The 17,465-nt window shown below is 64.3% G+C and carries 18 protein-coding genes and 1 tRNA gene; 11 read left to right on the top strand and 8 right to left on the bottom strand.

The genetic code is table 11. The features are described from left to right. Positions 1-77: 77 nt before the first annotated feature. Entirely contained in the window at positions 78-719 is a 642-nt protein-coding gene (locus IEW49_RS01800; RefSeq protein WP_188641070.1) for a Shedu anti-phage system protein SduA domain-containing protein, read from the bottom strand. Further along, entirely contained in the window at positions 719-994 is a 276-nt protein-coding gene (locus IEW49_RS01795) for a hypothetical protein (RefSeq protein ID WP_188641069.1), read from the bottom strand. The genes IEW49_RS01800 and IEW49_RS01795 overlap by 1 nt, the downstream gene beginning before the upstream one ends. Positions 995-1,626: 632 nt before the next feature. Here IEW49_RS01795 and IEW49_RS01790 point away from each other — a divergent pair. The 3 genes from IEW49_RS01790 to IEW49_RS01780 are packed head-to-tail and all read left to right on the top strand — an operon-like array spanning position 1,627 to position 3,934. Continuing rightward, positions 1,627-1,860: a DUF3489 domain-containing protein gene (locus IEW49_RS01790; RefSeq protein ID WP_188641068.1), complete on the top strand. Its 234-nt coding sequence runs from the start codon at positions 1,627-1,629 to the stop codon at positions 1,858-1,860. A gap of 2 nt (positions 1,861-1,862) precedes the next feature. Continuing rightward, positions 1,863-2,279 (top strand): DUF2924 domain-containing protein, encoded by a 417-nt coding sequence (locus IEW49_RS01785; RefSeq protein ID WP_188641067.1) that lies wholly within the window; start codon positions 1,863-1,865, stop codon positions 2,277-2,279. Then, on the top strand, positions 2,276-3,934 hold the full coding sequence (locus tag IEW49_RS01780; protein ID WP_188641066.1) for a recombinase family protein: 1,659 nt from the start codon (positions 2,276-2,278) through the stop codon (positions 3,932-3,934). Before IEW49_RS01785 ends, IEW49_RS01780 begins: the two co-directional genes overlap by 4 nt. Before the next feature lie 229 nt (positions 3,935-4,163). On the opposite strand, the gene IEW49_RS01775 is transcribed toward IEW49_RS01780, so the two are convergent. Further along, positions 4,164-4,254, bottom strand: a tRNA-Ser gene (locus tag IEW49_RS01775). Positions 4,255-4,334: 80 nt separating this feature from the next. On the opposite strand from IEW49_RS01775, the gene IEW49_RS01770 reads away from it, so the two are divergent. Together IEW49_RS01770 and IEW49_RS01765 are read left to right on the top strand one after the other, a co-directional pair. Beyond that, positions 4,335-4,742 (top strand): metallopeptidase family protein, encoded by a 408-nt coding sequence (locus tag IEW49_RS01770; RefSeq protein WP_229658038.1) that lies wholly within the window; start codon positions 4,335-4,337, stop codon positions 4,740-4,742. A gap of 37 nt (positions 4,743-4,779) precedes the next feature. Continuing rightward, positions 4,780-5,769: a peptidylprolyl isomerase gene (locus IEW49_RS01765; protein ID WP_188641065.1), complete on the top strand. Its 990-nt coding sequence runs from the start codon at positions 4,780-4,782 to the stop codon at positions 5,767-5,769. Here the strand turns inward: IEW49_RS01765 and IEW49_RS01760 are convergent. The 4 genes from IEW49_RS01760 to IEW49_RS01745 all read right to left on the bottom strand — a co-directional run bounded on the left by IEW49_RS01760 (position 5,766) and on the right by IEW49_RS01745 (position 11,411). Beyond that, entirely contained in the window at positions 5,766-7,856 is a 2,091-nt protein-coding gene (locus tag IEW49_RS01760) for a RelA/SpoT family protein (protein ID WP_188641064.1), read from the bottom strand. The genes IEW49_RS01765 and IEW49_RS01760 overlap by 4 nt on opposite strands. 103 nt (positions 7,857-7,959) lie before the next feature. Then, positions 7,960-8,400 carry a hypothetical protein gene (locus tag IEW49_RS01755; RefSeq protein WP_188641063.1) on the bottom strand — a complete coding sequence of 147 codons (441 nt, stop codon included), beginning with the start codon at positions 8,398-8,400 and terminating at the stop codon, positions 7,960-7,962. A gap of 51 nt (positions 8,401-8,451) precedes the next feature. Further along, positions 8,452-9,453 carry a hypothetical protein gene (locus IEW49_RS01750; RefSeq protein ID WP_188641062.1) on the bottom strand — a complete coding sequence of 334 codons (1,002 nt, stop codon included), beginning with the start codon at positions 9,451-9,453 and terminating at the stop codon, positions 8,452-8,454. Between the two features lie 77 nt (positions 9,454-9,530). Continuing rightward, a complete protein-coding gene (locus IEW49_RS01745) occupies positions 9,531-11,411 on the bottom strand; it encodes a M1 family metallopeptidase (protein ID WP_188641061.1) in 1,881 nt (626 codons plus the stop codon). A gap of 136 nt (positions 11,412-11,547) precedes the next feature. Between IEW49_RS01745 and IEW49_RS01740 the strand changes: the two genes are divergently transcribed. From IEW49_RS01740 to IEW49_RS01725, 4 genes are all read left to right on the top strand, one after another. Continuing rightward, complete coding sequence (locus tag IEW49_RS01740; protein WP_188641060.1) at positions 11,548-12,441, top strand: glycoside hydrolase family 16 protein; 894 nt, start codon at positions 11,548-11,550, stop codon at positions 12,439-12,441. An 87-nt stretch (positions 12,442-12,528) separates the two neighbouring features. Then, positions 12,529-13,989, top strand: coding sequence for a cytochrome ubiquinol oxidase subunit I (locus IEW49_RS01735; RefSeq protein WP_188641059.1), 1,461 nt, complete (start codon positions 12,529-12,531; stop codon positions 13,987-13,989). Beyond that, positions 13,986-14,993 (top strand): cytochrome d ubiquinol oxidase subunit II, encoded by a 1,008-nt coding sequence (gene cydB / locus IEW49_RS01730; protein WP_188641058.1) that lies wholly within the window; start codon positions 13,986-13,988, stop codon positions 14,991-14,993. The genes IEW49_RS01735 and cydB overlap by 4 nt, the downstream gene beginning before the upstream one ends. After that, the gene (locus IEW49_RS01725) at positions 14,993-15,109 is read left to right on the top strand and encodes a DUF2474 domain-containing protein (RefSeq protein WP_188641057.1); all 117 of its coding nucleotides are present in this window, start codon (positions 14,993-14,995) and stop codon (positions 15,107-15,109) included. The genes cydB and IEW49_RS01725 overlap by 1 nt, the downstream gene beginning before the upstream one ends. Before the next feature lies 1 nt (position 15,110). Here IEW49_RS01725 and hemF read toward each other — a convergent pair whose 3' ends face one another. Next, entirely contained in the window at positions 15,111-15,968 is an 858-nt protein-coding gene (gene hemF, locus IEW49_RS01720; protein ID WP_188641056.1) for an oxygen-dependent coproporphyrinogen oxidase, read from the bottom strand. A 45-nt stretch (positions 15,969-16,013) separates the two neighbouring features. Between hemF and pdeM the strand changes: the two genes are divergently transcribed. Both pdeM and infC read left to right on the top strand, forming a co-directional pair. After that, positions 16,014-16,709, top strand: coding sequence for a ligase-associated DNA damage response endonuclease PdeM (pdeM, locus tag IEW49_RS01715; protein ID WP_188641055.1), 696 nt, complete (start codon positions 16,014-16,016; stop codon positions 16,707-16,709). 122 nt (positions 16,710-16,831) lie between these two features. Beyond that, positions 16,832-17,374 carry a translation initiation factor IF-3 gene (infC, locus tag IEW49_RS01710; protein ID WP_188643048.1) on the top strand — a complete coding sequence of 181 codons (543 nt, stop codon included), beginning with the start codon at positions 16,832-16,834 and terminating at the stop codon, positions 17,372-17,374. Positions 17,375-17,465: the final 91 nt, after the last annotated feature.

Below are 17,465 nucleotides of genomic sequence, written 5' to 3'. Positions count from 1 at the left end.
GGATGCGAGGATAGGCCACCGCTTACGGGTTCGGTTGCCTCGCTTTCAGCCAGAGACGCATGGCGGTGGCTCGTTCTTCATGTGCTTGCGTGATCCATCTTTCGCAGGGCCAGCCAAGTCGCGAAGTCATTATAAAGCTCGTCGAATGTTACGAGTGTAAGCGGGAAGCTGTCAGCTTTGACCTTGTTTCGCCGCCACTCCCACCGATCTTTACGGGCGGTTGTCGAGAGAGACGTGGAGCGCCCGATTACGAGCACGCCCACAATATTCGGTCGCTCACTGCCGAAGGCGTCGATGTAATCAGCGGTCTTGCGGTAGTGATCTAGCGCCCATGTCCAGTCTACGACTTGGCTGAAGCCCTTCTCGAAGGGGCGCGCCCAGGTGTCGATGCCGCGATCGCTGTCTTCAAAGATGTGCCGATCGGAGGCGCCCTCGAATTCGATGAGGCAGATATTATCGGTTTTGCCGCGGCGAACCGTGAGATCGGTCCTGAAGTGAGGGAGGATCCGAAATTCACGTCTGAACAGATCGCCAATGCCCAAGCGGCTGTTGTACTGCCCCATGGTAGCGCAAAGATTCGGCCATCTCTTGAAATTTGCAAGCACCTGATCCCGCTCGGCAAGATCGGTGTTCGTTTCCAAGAGCGCCTTGAATTCAGCTAGTTCCGCTTCCGCTTCCGTGAGATTGAAGACGTGATTGTCGAAGTGTGGCCTCGCCATCAGGCCTTCGCAATGACTGAGGTGATGACGAAAGAATCACCTTCGTCCCTGAAGACGACCCGTAAGTTACCGGCACGAGCAACGAACGCATTTTCGATGCCCGCGATCTTCTTAACCTTTGCTCTATCGAGGACGCTCAACCTGACGGAGGCTAGAGTATCTTTGGCCTTCCCTTTGTTGGACGGATGTAGCGACGAAATCATGTTCGCTGCCGTGCTGCTCACGAGCACACGGCGACTGCTACTACCCTTCTCCTGTCGCTTCGCCTTATCCATTATCAACTTCCCAAGCCCAAGATCAGGCTAGCGCAATATAGGAGCTGCTGACAGGCCAATCCACCGCGCGTATTCGGGCGGGCGCATTCTGAACGAATGACAGCTCTTGGCGTCGCAACAGTCCGTCCTAGATGGCTCGGATTGAGGGCGCAAAGCGGCCACTCCGGCAAGCTGGATCTCGACCTAGTCGGAGCTACGAGCACTCGTGGCGTCATACCAAGCGACCTCGGCCAGACACCGAAATACATGATAGCGAAGCTGATGCTCACCGCTGGCTTCCTTGTGTAGGCCAGCGGCCCCGAGCTCGCGACGACGATCGCCCTAACACGCAATGCACTCGAGGCGAGGATCGCGGTGGTAGGACGAATTACGGAAAAGCTCGGCGCGATCGCTGCGACGGCACGCGCAATTCTCAGGCTGGTCTAGCCCTGAGATCAACCTGCCGCACTTTCCATTCGACTTCGGCGGCAAACGAAGCATTGGTGTGATCATTGGATCGCAGCCGCCTCAACCGGCTGCCGCCCCGGCGAGACGCTCGGCCGGGGCCTTGGGTGGTGGGAGGGGCATGTTGCCGCCCTGGAACAGGAGAACCACCCATGACAATGCAGACTACCAAGAAGCCTGTCGGCCCCATGAAGACGGCGACAAAGAAAGCCGGAGCGAGGCCGCGCGAGACCAAGATCGGCAAGGTCATCGCGCTGCTCAAGCGCAAGAACGGTACAACGCTCGACGAAATGGTCGAGGCCACGGGCTGGCAACCGCACACCACGCGGGCTGCACTGACCGGCCTCAAGAAGAAAGGGCACACGATCGAGCGCGACAAGCTGGGCGACAAGGCCTGCTACCGCATCAACAAGAGCGCGTGATTATGACCGCGATCGACGACCACCTCGCGAAGCTGGATACGATGGCGAAAGGTGACCTCAAGGACCGGTGGGCAAAGCTCACCGGTCGCCCGGTCCCACAGGTCAGCGCCAAGCTGCTCCGGCTGGCGCTTGCCTACGAACTGCAGGCAAAGGCGCTCGGCGGCCTCTCGCGCAAGACCAAGCAGCGGCTCGAGCAAATCGCTGCTGCAAAGACCGAGACCAAGGTTGTCCGACCCGGCATGCGGCTCGCCCGCGAGTTCGCCGGCAGGGTCCATGTCGTCACCATCGGCGATGCCGGGGAAATCCATTGGAACGAGCGCGAGTGGCGCTCACTGAGCGAGGTTGCGCGCGCGATCACCGGGACGCGCTGGTCAGGTCCTGCTTTCTTCGGGCTACGACGGAAGAGGACAGCAGCATGAAGAAAGTTCGCTGCGCCATCTACACCCGCAAGTCCTCCGAGGAAGGCCTCGAACAGGACTTCAACTCGCTCCATGCGCAACGCGAGGCATGTGCTGCCTATATCCTGAGCCAGGCATCGGAAGGCTGGTCGCTACTGCCCGAGGTGTACGATGATGGAGGCCTCTCGGGCGGAACGCTCGAGCGCCCTGCCCTCCAACGCCTGCTTGGCGATGTCGAGGCGGGCAAGATAGACATCGTGGTCGTTTACAAGGTCGACCGGCTGACGCGCTCGCTCATCGACTTCGCTAAGCTGGTCGAGACGATGGACCGGACCGAGGTCAGCTTCGTCTCTGTCACCCAGTCGTTCAACACAACCAACTCGATGGGGCGGCTCACGCTCAACATGCTGCTGAGCTTCGCGCAGTTCGAGCGCGAGGTGACCGCCGAGCGGATACGCGACAAGATCGCTGCTTCCAAGGCCAAGGGCATGTGGATGGGCGGCATCGTCCCGCTCGGCTACGAGGCCGACGGCCGCACGCTCGCGATTGTCGACAAACACGCCGAGATAATCCGCGGATTATTCCGGCGCTATTGTGACATCGGCAACGTCCGGCTGCTTAAGGAGCAGCTTGATGACGAGGGAGTGATGGTCCCGGAGCGCTTTACCGCAACCGGGCGCAAGATGGGCGGTGTGTCATTTACCCGCGGGCAGATCTACAAGATCCTCTCCAATCCGATCTACATCGGCGACATCCATCACAAGGGGCAGACTTATGACGGCCAGCACGAGGCCATCATCGATCTCGATCTGTGGGCAAAGGTGCAGGAGCAACTCGCGGCTAACCGGCAGGGAGAACAGCGGGCGCCCACGCTCAAGATGCAAAGCCTGCTCACTGGAAAGGTGTTCGACGAGAACGGCGAGCCGCTGGGCGCCAGCCACGCCTGCAAGAGTAAGGTCCGCTATCGCTACTACGTGGCTCGCGAGCGGGAGTCGGGCGGCACCGCAACGGATCGCATCCGCATCCCAGCCCGGGAACTCGAGGCAGCGGTTGTCGGGCGGTTGGTTGACGCACTTGATGACCCGCTATCGCTGCTCGCCATGATCGGGGCAGAGCTCGACCGATCCACCATCGAGGTGGTGCGTGCTCACGCAGGTCAACTTGCAAGGCGACTGCGGTCACGTGAGAGGAAAACGGTCCGCGACATAGTGAACTCGGTAACGGTAGGGACTGAGAGGATCGCACTTCAGCTAGATGCGAATCAGCTGCGCCAAGTTCTCTCGATACCCCGAAACGAGTTTAGCGACGCGGAGCTTACCCTCGACTGCAAGGTTCGCTTAAAGCGAACGGGCAGGGCCATGAGGCTCGTCGAGCTTTGCGGTCAAGGCGTGCGTGACGAGGTCGATCGCTCGTTGGTCCAGCTGCTCGCGCAAGCGCGGAAATGGTGGGAGCGCCTGTCCGACGGACAAACGACGATAGCAGCGCTCGCCCGCGAAGAAGGAATCAACGATTCATGGATCAGCCGGGTCGTGAGGCTCGCCTTCCTTTCGCCGCAGATCGTTGATTGTATCCTCGCCGGCACGCAGCCGGCCGCTTTCAACGGCACGGCCCTGACGACAGGTAATCAAGTCTCCGGGTCTTGGACGGAACAGGCGAAGCTCCTTGGCTTGACCTGACCGGCGCTAATTCCAGCGAACCGCAGCGGGCAGCGCCATGTGCTGCCCTTTCTCGTTCCGGCTCGTCGCCGAGTCCGGTGTGGCGAATTGACCTCCAGAGAAATCCGGCCGTTTCGGCTAAATGAGGGCGAGTTGCGATGTCTCCCACACCGAACTTGCTCGCGGACCCCCGCAGAATTGCGGGCCTCAGGAGGACCGGTCGCAGATCTGCCGAAAAGCGCAGACTAGGTGGCGGAGCAGGAGGGATTCGAACCCTCGATACGGGGGTACCGTATACACACTTTCCAGGCGTGCGCCTTCGACCACTCGGCCACTGCTCCGCATGCCTGACTGGCAGAGGCCGCGCACTAGCGGGGGGGATTGGCTTGCGCAAGCGGCCTCGTGCCCTACCTATGGCGCGATGGACATGCGGACGATCGGCAAGGCGTGCTCGAACGCCGAGATGGAGGCAATGGGGCGGGCGGCGATCGCGCGGCTGCCCGAACAGTTCCGCGAACACCTCGGCGACGTGGTGTTCCGGGTCGACGACCTGCCCGACGAGGAAACGCTGAAGGCGGTCGAGCTGTCGCACCCCTACGAACTCACCGGGATCTACGAAGGCATTCCGCTGGGCGAAAAATCGATCGACGCCCCGCACCAGATGCCCGATCGCATCCGCCTGTTCCGGCTGCCGATCCTCGCCGAATGGGCCGAGCGCGGCGACGAGACACTGGAGCACATGGTCATGCATGTGGTGGTCCACGAGATCGGGCACCATTTCGGCCTGAGCGATGCCGACATGCACGCGCTCGAGGACCAGGTCGGCTGAGGCTTGCCTTTCAGACGCTTGCTGGCAAGGTGCACGGATGACCAAGCATCTCCTCGCCGCCGCCGCACTGATCGCGCTGTCCGTCCCGACGCTCGCACAGGAGGAAGCTGCACCCGCCCCCTCCCCTAACGAGATCATCGCCGCCGCACCCGACAGCGCGTGGATCGCGATCGAACCGGAAGACCTCGTCGTGATGCGCCTGGCGCCCGATCTGGACGGCAACGAGCGCACGGTGGTGATGCAGTTGATGCCGCCGCCCTTCAGCCAGGGCTGGATCGAGAACATCCGCACGCTTGCCCGCGCCGAGTACTGGGACGGCAGCTCGATCAACCGCGTGCAGGACAATTACGTGGTGCAATGGGGCCAGCCCGATCCCGGCACCGGCGGCACCGAAAAGCCCGTGCCCGAGGGCCTGAACAACCCGACAGAAGGCGAGTATACCGTTTCCTCTCCCAACTGGCTGACCTCTTCGGTCACCGCCGCAACCCGGGTTCCCCGGGTTCTCGGTGATTGGCCTGCGCCGATGATGACCGATGCCTATGCGAACTATGCCAGCTTCAGGGACGGATTTCCGATCGCCGGAATCCAGCACATGCACCTTGCCCGCCACTGGCCCGTCCACTGCTACGGCATGGTCGGCGTGGGACGAAACCTCTCGCCCGATACCGGCGACGGCTCGCAGCTCTACACGGTGATCGGCCATGCGCCACGGCATCTCGATCGCAATATCGCGCTCGTGGGTCGGATCGTGAGCGGGATCGAGCACCTGTCGAGCCTCCCGCGCGGCACCGGCGGGCTGGGCGTCTACGAGACCGCCGAGGAACGCACGCCGATCGAATGGGTCCGCGTCGCCAGCGACCTGCCCGAAGCCGAGCGCCCGGCCTTCGAATATTTCGACACCGCGACCGAAGACTTCGCCCGCTACGCCGAGGCCCGCGCCAACCGCCGCGACCCGTTCTTCAACGTGCCCGCGGGCGGCGCCGACGTGTGCAATATCCCGGTGCCGGTGCGCGCGGTGGAGGGCTAGATCCGCTCCACCTCCGCCACGGCATCGCTGGCGCGCAGGGCGGAGATGATGCGGGTGAGGTGGGCGAGGTCCTCGACCTCGATATCGACCGTGTAGGTGCCGAAGGGCTGTTCGCGTTCGACCATCTCGATGCGCTGGATATTGGCGGTGTTGCGCGCGAGGATGCCGGTCATGTCGGCGAGCGTGCCGGGACGATTGTAGATTTCCATTCCGAGGCGCACCGGCGCGCCGGAGGAATATTCGCCCCATGACAGGTCGAGCCAGTCGGCATCGATCCCGTCGGCGAGCTGTTCGCAGTCGATCCGGTGGACGATCACGCCCTCGCCATCTTGGCGAACACCGACGATCCGCTCGCCCGGCACCGGGTGACAGCACACACCGAGCTTGAACGCGCGCCCGGGGGTCAGCCCCTTGATCGAGATCGCGCCGTCCTGCCGGGGCCAATGCGGTTTCTTGGGCAGGTCCGCGGTCGACCCGGGGACCAGTGCTTCCATCACTTCGCGATCGTCGAGCCGGGCGGTGCCGATCGCCGCCATCAACTCTTCCTCGTCCCGCAATTGCAGCCGTTCGATCGCGCCCTTGATCGCCTTGCGCCCGATCTTGGTCGGCATCCGCGCGGCGATATCGTCGAACATCTGCTGCCCGATCTCGGCATGTTCGGCGCGCTCCTTGGCGCGCAGTCCGCGCCGGATCGCCGAGCGCGCCTTGCCGGTGACCACGTGGCCGAGCCACGACAGTTGCGGTTCGGACGATTTCGAACGGATGATCTCGACCACGTCGCCATTGTTGAGCGTGGTGCGCAGCGGCACGTGCCGCCCGTTGATCTTGGCGCCGACGGTCTGGTCGCCGAGATCGGTGTGCACGGCATAGGCGAAATCGACCGGGGTCGCGCCCTTGGGCAGCTGGAACAGCGCGCCCTTCGGCGTGAAGGCGAAGATGCGATCCTGGTAGATCGCCATCCGCGTGTGCTCGAGCAGCTCCTCGGGATCGTGGCTCGCATCGACGATCTCGATCAGGTCGCGCAGCCAGCCGACCTGTCCGTCGGGCCGGTCCGCCTGCTTGTAGGCCCAATGCGCGGCGAGACCGAATTCGTTGGTGCGGTGCATGTCGCGGGTGCGGATCTGCACCTCGACGCGCATCGAGTTCTCGTAGATCAGCGAGGTGTGAAGCGAACGGTAGCCGTTGTTCTTCGGCGTCGAGATGTAGTCCTTGAACTTGCCCGGGATGAACTGCCACACCGTGTGCAGCACCCCCATCGCGCGGTAGCAATCCTCGACGCTTTCGGTGATCACGCGGAAGGCGAAGATATCGGTCACCTTGTCGAACGGAAGGTGCCGCTCGGCCATCTTCTTCCAGATCGAATAGGGATGTTTCTCGCGCCCGGTCACCTCGACCTGGAGCCCGGTCTCGGCCAGCGCCTGCTTGATCGCGAGCGCGATCGCATCGACCTGCCCGCTGTCCTGCGAACGGATTTCCTCGAGCCGCCTGGTGATCGTGGTGTAGGCCTCGGGTTCGAGCTGTTCGAAGGCGAGCGCCTGCATCTCGCGCATGTATTCGTACATCCCCACCCGCTCGGCCAGCGGGGCGTAGATATCCATCGTCTCGCGCGCGATGCGGCGGCGCTTCTCGGGCTTCTTGATGTAGTGCAGCGTGCGCATGTTGTGCAGCCGGTCGCCGAGCTTGACCAGCAGCACGCGGATATCCTCGCTCATGGCGAGCAGGAACTTGCGCAGGTTTTCCGCCGCGCGCTCGTTCTCGGGCATCTGCTCGATCTTCGAAAGCTTGGTCACCCCGTCGACCAGCCGCGCCACATCCGGACCGAACAGCTCCTCGATATCGTCGATCGTTGCGAGCGTGTCCTCGACCGTATCGTGGAGCAGCGCAGTGGCGATCGTTTCCTGGTCGAGTTTCAGATCGGTCATCAGCCCGGCGACCTCGACCGGGTGGCTGAAATAGGGATCGCCGCTGGCGCGCTTCTGCGTACCGTGCTTCTGCACGGTATAGACATAGGCGCGGTTGAGTAGCGCCTCGTCGGCGTCGGGGTCGTATTCCTTGACCCGTTCCACAAGTTCGTACTGGCGCAGCATCGCGGGCGAATGTGTGGCCCGACGCGCCGTTGTGCAAGCGCGAAATGCCGATCGGCACGGGGGACCGACCGGCATCCGCCGCGCCAGAAGGAGCGCGCGGCGATCAGTCGAAGATCAGGATCGATTCGGTCTTGAACCGATCGAGCGTGAAGGGACCGCGGGTGATACGGTCGCCATTGACGATCGCCCCTTCGAGATCCTCGGCGCTGAAGCCGAAACGGGAGACGAATTTTTCGACTTGGCCGCGATCGATTTCGGACTGGCGCACCGAGATGGTGCTGACTTCGTATACGCCTTCACCGCGGTCGTCCGCCTCGACGACCTGGATCCGGACATCGGCATAGGTGCGGCTGCGGCCGGGATCGGCCTTCACGTCGCACGGGATGGTCTCGCCCGGTTCGGGTTCGAAGCAGACCATGCCGAGGTCGTTTTCGACCGCGGCGGCCACGGCTTGCGGATCCATCGGCGTTTCGATCGCGCCGCCCGAGCACGCGCCGAGCGCGGCGAAGGGCAAGATCGAAAGCATGGCATGGCGGAATTTCATCGGGACCTCCTCGTTGTGTCGAGCGAGGTCTAACCGGGCATGTCGACCGATTTACACGGACGGATTCTGACAGCCGCCCTGCCCGAGCGCCACGATGAAACCGGCGCTGTCCTCGAGCCGCATCGCCACGCGCACGACCTCGCGCGAACCGCCGAACATGGTCGGGATCGCGACCGGATAGGCAAGCTCGAGACAGACGTTCGGCGCGGCGAGGAGCGCGGTGTCGAGCGTGTCCTTCCGCTTGCGGGTCGCTTCGTCGAACGCTGGCACGATCCCGGCGATCGCATCCAGCGGCACGACGGCATCGACGATCGCGCCCGAGCGCACCCGCAACCTGTCGCGATCGAGCAGGACCGGATTGATGCGGAAGCTCTTCATCAGGGCGACCAGCCACAGCGCCCCGGCTGCGCTGAGCCCGAAAGCGATCCAGGCAATCGTCGGGTTCCACATCATCAGGAAGAAGTGGACGACCGCGAGCTCGAACAATTGCAGTACGAGCAGCGCCGCGACCATCGGGTTGAGGTAGCGGTGATAGGCGAAAGCCTGCGCCCCGGCAGGCACGTCGCGCGGCGCGTTCCAGCGGAACAGCGCGAGATGCATCATGCCGAATTCGTGCAGGATCGCGCGGGCGAGCGGGCGCGGGATGAAACTGCCGAGAACCGCTTCGGCCGAGCGTTCCGCGCGCCATGCGAACCCGGCGCGAACCGCGCTCCAGCCGAGATAGGCGACCACTGTCACGCCCAGCGCAGCGAGCAATGGCGGCATGGAGAGGATCGCAGCGCGCACCGGTGCTGCGGCACCCAGCACGATCACCAGGCTGGCCGCGGCGAAGGCGCCGAGCAGCGCCTTCAGGCCGGGTCGATGACGGTCCGCCTTGGCGATCAGGCCCAGCGCCAGCCCATCGGCTACCACCCAGGCGAAGAGCAGCGCGGCGAGCGTCGCATTGGCGGCGGCCCAATCGGTGAAAGTCATCGTCCGTGCCGCGGCGATCGCCGCCAGCGGGAGGACGATCGGCGCAAACTTGCGGGCTTTTGCGGCGATGGCGGCATTCATGCGCGCAGCCTAGCGCGCGTTCCCGACCCGCACCATGATCGCGTGGCGCACAGATGGTGCGCGCCACGCAACCCCGGTCACTCGCCTTCGACGATCCGGTCGACCCCGCCGCGGGTCACCGCGTGATAGCCCGCGCGGGTTTCCTCGTAGACGTCGCGCGCGATCGAACGGCCCCATTCGCCCTGGTCCCACAGGACCTGGAACAGTGGTCTGACGAACTTGGCACGACCGATCCGGGCGAGGAATTCCTCGGCCTGTGCGACCGCCGGCTCGTACCGGTTGGCCAGCGCGAGTTCGAGCCACAGGAACAGTTCCTCGTTGTTGCCGGTCTCGGACAGGCCGAGTTCGCGGTTGAGCGTCGCGAGCTGTTCGTCGCTGCGTTCCTTCGGGATGTTATCGAGGAAGCGCTGGCGTTCGGCGCTGGTCCAGCCTTCCCAATTGGTCGGGAGGATGTCGTTGCGCGCATAGGCGTTCACGGCGTTGTCGACCTCGGCGAAGGCCTTCGGATCGGGCTTGGCCACGTTCGCCGGCAGGCCCGGCTCGTAGATCCATTCGCGCAGCATGAGCGCCTCGGCCTCCTGCTCGTCGCGCACGAGGTTTTCCTCCATGTCGGCGAGCAGCATCGCGCTGGTCGCGGGCTGGAAGGCGTGGTTGTCGAACCACTGGCGCAGCCAGGCGTCGAACCGGTCGCGGCCGACGATCTTCTCGACCGTGCGGAGGAAATAGGCGCCCTTGTCATAGGCGATCGCGCTGCCGATCAGCTCGCCCTTGCCGTCGGTATGAAGCGCGGTGCCGGGCGCGTCCTCGCCCACTTCAGCGAGCGTTTCCTCGATATTGGCGTAGGCCAGTGCGGCTTCCTGTTCGGCGCGCTTCTTGCCGTAGACCGCCTCGACGATGCGGTTCTCGAAATACGAGGTCACGCCCTCATTGAGCCAGCCGTCGCCCCACACCGCGTTGGTGACGAGGTTGCCCGACCAGCTATGCGCCAGCTCGTGCGCGATCAGGCCGTTGTTCGACTTGTCGCCCGCGATGAAGGTCGGCGTGAGGAAGGTCATCACCGGGTTTTCCATGCCCCCGTAAGGGAAGGCTGGCGGCAGCACGATCATGTCGTAGCGACCCCAGCGATAGGGTCCGTAGAGTTCCTCCGCCGCGTCGACGAGTGCCTCGGTATCGGAGAGTTCCTCCGCTGCGCGATCGAGCACGGCGGGTTCGGCCCATACGCCGGTGCGGGGCCCGAGCGAACGGAAATCTATATCGCCCGCGGCGATCGCGATCAAATAGGGCGCGACCGGCTTGTCCATCTCGAACTCGAACGCGCGTTTGCCGTTGTCCAGTTCCTCGGCCTCGCCCTTGCGCAGGCCGCTCATCACCACGTCTAGCGGGGCCGGCGCGACGATCCGCGCATCCCAGGTCTGGCGGATGCCGGGGCTGTCCTGCGTCGGGATCCAGGTGCGGTTGAGCGTCGCCTGGCCCTGGCTGAAGAGATAGGGATATTCGCCGCCCGCGGTCTGTTCGGGGCTGAGCCATTGCAGCGCGTCCGCATCGGTCGCGCTGTAGGTGACCTTGATCTGCCGCGCATCGCCGATCTGCACGGTCAGCGGGCGGCCCTTGCCTTCCTCTTCCGCGCCCAGTTCGTAGCGGAGCCGCTTGCCTTCGCCATCGGTGATCGAGGCGACACGGTAGCCGTCATTGTCGAGCACGATCTCGTCCGCACCGTCCTGCGCCTGGATATCGAGCACCGCCTCGCCCGCGACCGACTTGTCATCGAAATCGAGTTCGAGATCGAGGCTGACATGCGTGACCCGCGCGACCTGCGGCTGGGCGAAGGTCTGGTCGTCGAACGCGTCTTCACTGGTCAGGATCGGCGCCACCTCGGGCGTGTCGGGCGCGGCATCGTCCGTCGCGGTGCATCCGGCGAGCGACAGCGAGAAGGTCAGGGCGGCGGCTAAGATACGCAAGGCAAGTCTCCGGGGAGGAAAAATTCGTGGGGGCAGTTACACGATTTGCGCGGATATGACACAGCCCCTTTGCCAAGCCTGAACAGATTGCTATTGTGAACGTTAACAACGCAATCGGGATCGAGGGGAACTCGCGATGACGATAAATCTGGCTCTGGGGAAATCTCTGGCGGGTGGATTGCTGGCTGCGACGCTGGCGGCCTGCACCGCACCTGCGACGGACATGGCCGAACCGGCCATGGATGATGGTCGTGCCGTATTGTTCGAGGAGGGGTTCGACTCCGGCTCGCTCGATCGCGCGAAGTGGAACGTCATCGGGCCCGATTTCTGGGTCAACAACGAACAGCAGGCCTATTTCGACAGCCCCGAGACGATCAAGTTCGAAGACAATGTGGAGGGCGCCGACGGCGGCGTGCTGATCCTCGAACCGGTGTGGAAACCGGGCATGGACACCAACGAAGAGCGCAACGCCGATTTCATCTCGGGCCGGGTCAACACGCGCGGCAATTTTGATTTCACCTATGGCCGCGCCGAGGCGCGCATTCGCATGCCCGACAATGTCGGGGCCTGGCCAGCCTTCTGGCTGCTCGGCAATGGCGACTGGCCCTACACCGGCGAGATCGACATCATGGAATATGTCGGCGACAAGAGCTGGACCGCGGTGGCGATCCACGGCCCGGGTTATTCGGGCGATACCCCGCTGGTCGAGCGACGCTATTTCCCCGAAGGCCAGGACGTGACCGACTGGCACGTCTACGGGGTCGAGTGGACGAAGGACGAAATCGCCTTCGATGTCGACGGCGACGTGTTCTACACCGTCAGCCGCGCCGAGATCGAGCGGTACGGCGAATGGCGCTTCGACACGCCGAAATTCGTGATCCTCAATTTCGCGGTCGGCGGGATCTACCCGTGGAAGGTGTTCGACATTGAGGAACCCTATTACGGCCTTCCGCAGGAAACCGCCGACGCGATCAAGCGCGGCGAGGTACGGATGGAAGTCGACTGGGTGCGCGTGCTCGGGCCGGAGTGAGCCCGACCCGGCGCGCTTGCCGCGCGCGCAACAGGAATTGCGCAACCGATACTAGTGGGATGCACCCTTCTCCTTTAGACCGCTCCCATGCCTGACGGTCTCGACGCGCTGCTGCTCGCCCGTATCCAGTTTGCCTTCACGGTGAGCTTCCATTTCATTTTCCCGGCATTCTCGATCGGGCTGGCGAGCTATCTCGCCGTGCTCGAAGCGCTGTGGCTCAAGACCGGCAAGCCACTCTACCTCGACCTGTTCAAATACTGGCTCAAGATCTTCGCCATCGCCTTCGCGATGGGCGTCGTCTCGGGCATCGTGATGAGTTACCAGTTCGGGACCAACTGGTCGGTCTTCTCGGACAAGGCCGGGCCGGTCATCGGGCCGCTGATGGCCTACGAAGTACTGACCGCCTTCTTCCTCGAGGCCGGCTTCCTCGGCGTGATGTTGTTCGGAATGGAGAAGGTCGGCAGGAAGCTGCATTTCGCCGCGACCTGCATGGTCGCGCTGGGGACCTTCATCAGCGCGTTCTGGATCCTCTCGGTCAACAGTTGGATGCACACGCCGACCGGCTTCGTCACCGGCGCGAACGGCCAGCTGCTCCCCGGCGAGAGCTGGTGGGAGATCGTGTTCAACCCCAGCTTCCCCTACCGCCTCGTGCATACGGTTCTGGCCGCCTACCTCACGACCGCCTTCGTCGTCGGCGGAGTGGGCGCCTGGCACCTGCTGAAGGACCGGGCCAATCCCCATGCCCGCAAGATGTTCTCGATGGCGATGTGGATGGCGGCGATCGTGGTGCCGGTGCAGATCTTCGCCGGCGATCTCCATGGCCTCAACACGATGGAGCACCAGCCACAGAAGGTGATGGCGATGGAGGGGCATTACGAGAGTCACCCCGATGGCGCTCCGCTCTACCTGTTCGGCATCCCGAACGATGACGAGCAGCGGCTCGATTACGCGGTTGGTATCCCCAAGCTGTCCTCGCTGATCCTCAAGCACGACCTCGATGCCCCGCTGGCCGGGCTCGACACGATCCCCGACGACGAGCAGCCGCCGGTGGCGGTGGTGTTCTGGTCGTTCCGGGTGATGGTCGGGATCGGCTTCGCCATGCTCGGTATCGGGCTGTGGAGCCTGTTCGCGCGCTGGCGGCGCAGGCTCTATGACTGGCCGATGCTGCACAAGGCCGCGCTGGCGATGGGGCCGTCAGGCTTCGTTGCGGTGATCGCGGGCTGGATCACCACCGAGGTCGGTCGCCAGCCCTATGTCGTCTACAATATCCTGCGCACCGCCGACGCCGCCAGCCCGCTCGATGCGCCCGCCGTCGCGGCTTCGTTGCTCGCCTTCGTGGTGGTCTATTTCGCGGTTTTCGGCGCGGGCGTCTGGTACATCCTGCACCTGATGCGCAAGGCGCCCAAGCCGGGCGAATACGGCGTCAAGCGCGGCGACAAGGGGCCAATCCGCACTGCCGGGATCACGCCGGGGCCGACGCAGGATCCGTCCGACGCGAGCCGCCGCGACCTCTCGGGCAGCAAGCACGAGCCGGGGGATGCGCCATGAGCGTCAATGTCGACCTGACCACCGTCTGGGCCTTCATCATCGCTTTCGCGGTATTCGCCTATGTCGTTATGGACGGGTTCGATCTCGGCATCGGGATCCTGTTCCCCACATTCGAGGTCGGGCCGGAGCGCGACCGGGCGATGAACTCGATCGCTCCGGTGTGGGACGGGAACGAGACGTGGCTGGTACTGGGCGGCGGCGGACTCTTCGCCGCCTTCCCGCTCGCCTATGCGGTGATCCTGCCCGCGACCTATCCGCTGATCATCGCCATGCTGCTCGGCCTCGTCTTCCGCGGCGTGGCGTTCGAGTATCGCTGGCGCGATCCCGGCCACCGTCGATACTGGGACGCGGCCTTCACCGGCGGCTCGCTGATCGCGGCGATGGCGCAGGGCATGACGCTGGGCGCGCTGCTGCAGGGGATCGAGGTGGTCGACCGCGCCTATGCCGGCAGCTGGTTCGACTGGCTAACGCCGTACACGCTTCTGACGGGACTCGGCACGGTCGCAGGCTATGCCCTGCTCGGCGCGGCATGGCTGGTGTGGAAGCTCGACGGCGAGAGCCAGCACCACGCGCGCCAGCTCGCCAAGCGCGCGGCCTGGGCTACGCTGGTCCTGATGGGCGCGGTTAGCCTCTACAACGTCTTCCTCAATGCCGAATATGCCGCACGCTGGCTGACCGCACCGGAGATCTTCTACGCCGCCCCGGTCCCGATCCTCACCGCGGTGGTCGCCGTGGCGATGCTCCGCGCGCTCAAGGCCGAGCGCCACTCGAAACCGTTCTGGCTCGGCATCGCGCTGTTCTTCCTCGGGATGGCGGGGCTGGGCGTGACGATGTGGCCCTACGTCGTCCCGCCGGGATTGACGATCTGGGACGCCGCCGCGCCCGAGCGCAGCCAGGTGTTCATGCTGGTGGGCGTCGCCATCACCCTGCCGCTGATCATCGCCTACACCGCCTGGGCCTATTGGGTGTTCCGCGGGAAGGTCGGCCACGAGGGCTACCACTGATGGAAGCCGAGCGTGCTCCTCTTTGGAAACGGCTCGGCTGGATGGCGCTGATCTGGGCCGGCAGCGTCGCCGCGATCGGCGCGGTTGCCTACGTTCTCCGTCTGTGGATCGCGTGAACTAGCTCCACACCGCTTCGGGCGGCAGGCTCATCAGGATCGCGTCGATATTGCCGCCGGTCTTGAGGCCGAACAGCGTGCCGCGGTCGTACACCAGGTTGAATTCGGCATAGCGGCCGCGCCATTCGAGCTGGGTTTGCTTGTCCTCGGGCGTGAACGCGCTCTCCATCCGGCGACGGACCAGCCGAGGGTAGATGTCGAGGAAGGCCTCGCCGACATCCTTGGTGAAGGCGAGATTGCGTTCGAAGCCAGCCTCATCCTCGCATTCGAGATGGTCGTAGAATATCCCGCCGACCCCGCGATGGACCTTGCGATGCGGGATATAGAAATAATCGTCGGCCCACTTCTTGAAGCGTTCGTAATAGGTCGGGTTGTGCGCCGAACAGGTGGCGCGCAAGCGTGCGTGGAAATCCTCGGTATCCTGTTCGTAGGGGATCGGCGGGTTCAGGTCCGCGCCGCCCCCGAACCATGCCGCCTGCGTGCACAGGAACCGTGTGTTCATGTGGACCGCGGGCACATGCGGATTCGCCATATGCGCGACGAGGCTGATGCCCGTCGCCGAAAATTCGGGGTGCTCGGGGCTCGCGCCGTTGATCGAGGCGGCGAATTCGGGCGCGAAGCTGCCGCGCACGGTCGAGACGTTGACCCCGACCTTCTCGAACACCTTGCCCTTCATCAAGCCGCGCGTGCCGCCTCCAGGGTGCTCGTTGCCCGCTTCCTCGCGCGCCCATTCGGCATAGTCGAACGCAGCGTCCGATCCGGCCTCGCGCTCGATCGCCTCGAACTCGGCGCAGATGCGGTCGCGCAAGGTCTCGAACCAGGTGCGGGCGGTGGCGGTCTGCTCGGTCCAGTCGGTCATGCGGGAAGCCTTGCCATTGCGCGAAGCCTGCGGCAATAGCCTCCCATGGTTCCCCTTTCGTTCGCAGGCGAGGAATGGCTCCTGTGCGAGAGCCGTACGCTCTACTGGCCGCGTGAAAACGCGTTGCTGGTTGCCGACCTGCATCTCGAGAAGGCGAGCTGGTACGCCGAGAAATCGGGTCAGATGCTGCCGCCCTACGACAGTCGCGAGACGCTCGAACGGCTGGCCGAGGCGATCCGCGAGACCGGCGCACGCCGCGTCATCACGCTGGGCGACAATTTCCACGACGACGATGGACCCGCGCGGCTCGAACCCCATGCCAGGGGCATGCTCGCCGCGCTCACCCGCGCGACCGACTGGGTCTGGATCACCGGCAATCACGACGAGAAGCTCGATCCCGCGATCGGCGGCACGGTGGCCGAGGAAATGGAGATCGGCGGCGTGGTGCTGCGCCACCAGGCGATCGCAGGCGAGACCCGCGCCGAACTGTCGGGTCACTACCATCCGAAGCTGCGGCTCGCCCTGCGCGGCCGTCGGATCGCGCGGCCCTGCGCGGTACTGGCGGCAAACGATGTGGGCGGGACACGCATGATCATGCCCGCCTTCGGTGCGCTGACCGGCGGAATGGACGCGGGCGATCCGGCGATCCTCAAGGCGCTCCAGCCGGCCGCGCGAATTGACGCCGTGCTGCCCGCCGCGGGCAAGCTCGCGCGCATCCCTCTATGGGAGGCGGCGGCCTGACGGCTGGCGAGGCGCGCATTTTTTGCGCGTCGAAACCCTCGCGCCCCTTTCGCGTTGCATCAATAGCGCCTATCTAGCGCCCAGAATCTGCCACAATTGGCAAGAGCTACAGGAGACCAAACATAGCCCGCCCACCGCGCCGATCCCTTCAGCCGCCCGTAAAAAGCGGCCCGCGTTTCGACAATTTCATCCAGGTTCCCAAAGTCCGCGTCATCGACGACGAGGGCGAGAACCTCGGTGTGATGTACACCCGGGAAGCCATCGAACAGGCACAGGAGCAAGGGCTGAACCTCGTCGAGGTCTCCCCCAACGCCGATCCGCCGGTGTGCAAGTTCCTCGATATCGGTCGCTACCGCTACGAGGCGCAGAAGAAGGCCAACGCGCAGCGCAAGACGCAGAAGACCCAGGAAATCAAAGAGGTCAAGATGCGTCCCAACATCGACACGCACGATTACGACGTGAAGATGCGCAACGTGAACAAGTTCATCGACAATGGCGACAAGGTGAAGGTCACGCTGCGATTTCGCGGCCGCGAGATGGCGCACCAGAACCTCGGCATGGACCTGCTCAACCGCGTCCGCGACGACATGGAAGAGACCGCCAAGGTCGAACAGTTCCCGCGGCTCGAAGGCCGCCAGATGCTGATGGTCCTCGCACCGAAGTAATTCATCCGCCGGTCGGAAGGGTGCGGCCATTCGTCGAGCCGCCCCTCCGCCCGCCGGCCAATTTCGGTTAAAGGGCTTCGAAACAGGAGCC

It is taken from the genome of Pseudoblastomonas marina (genome assembly GCF_014641655.1).
Classification (GTDB): domain Bacteria; phylum Pseudomonadota; class Alphaproteobacteria; order Sphingomonadales; family Sphingomonadaceae; genus Alteriqipengyuania_A; species Alteriqipengyuania_A marina.
This window is presented reverse-complemented; position numbering and strand designations above follow the sequence as displayed.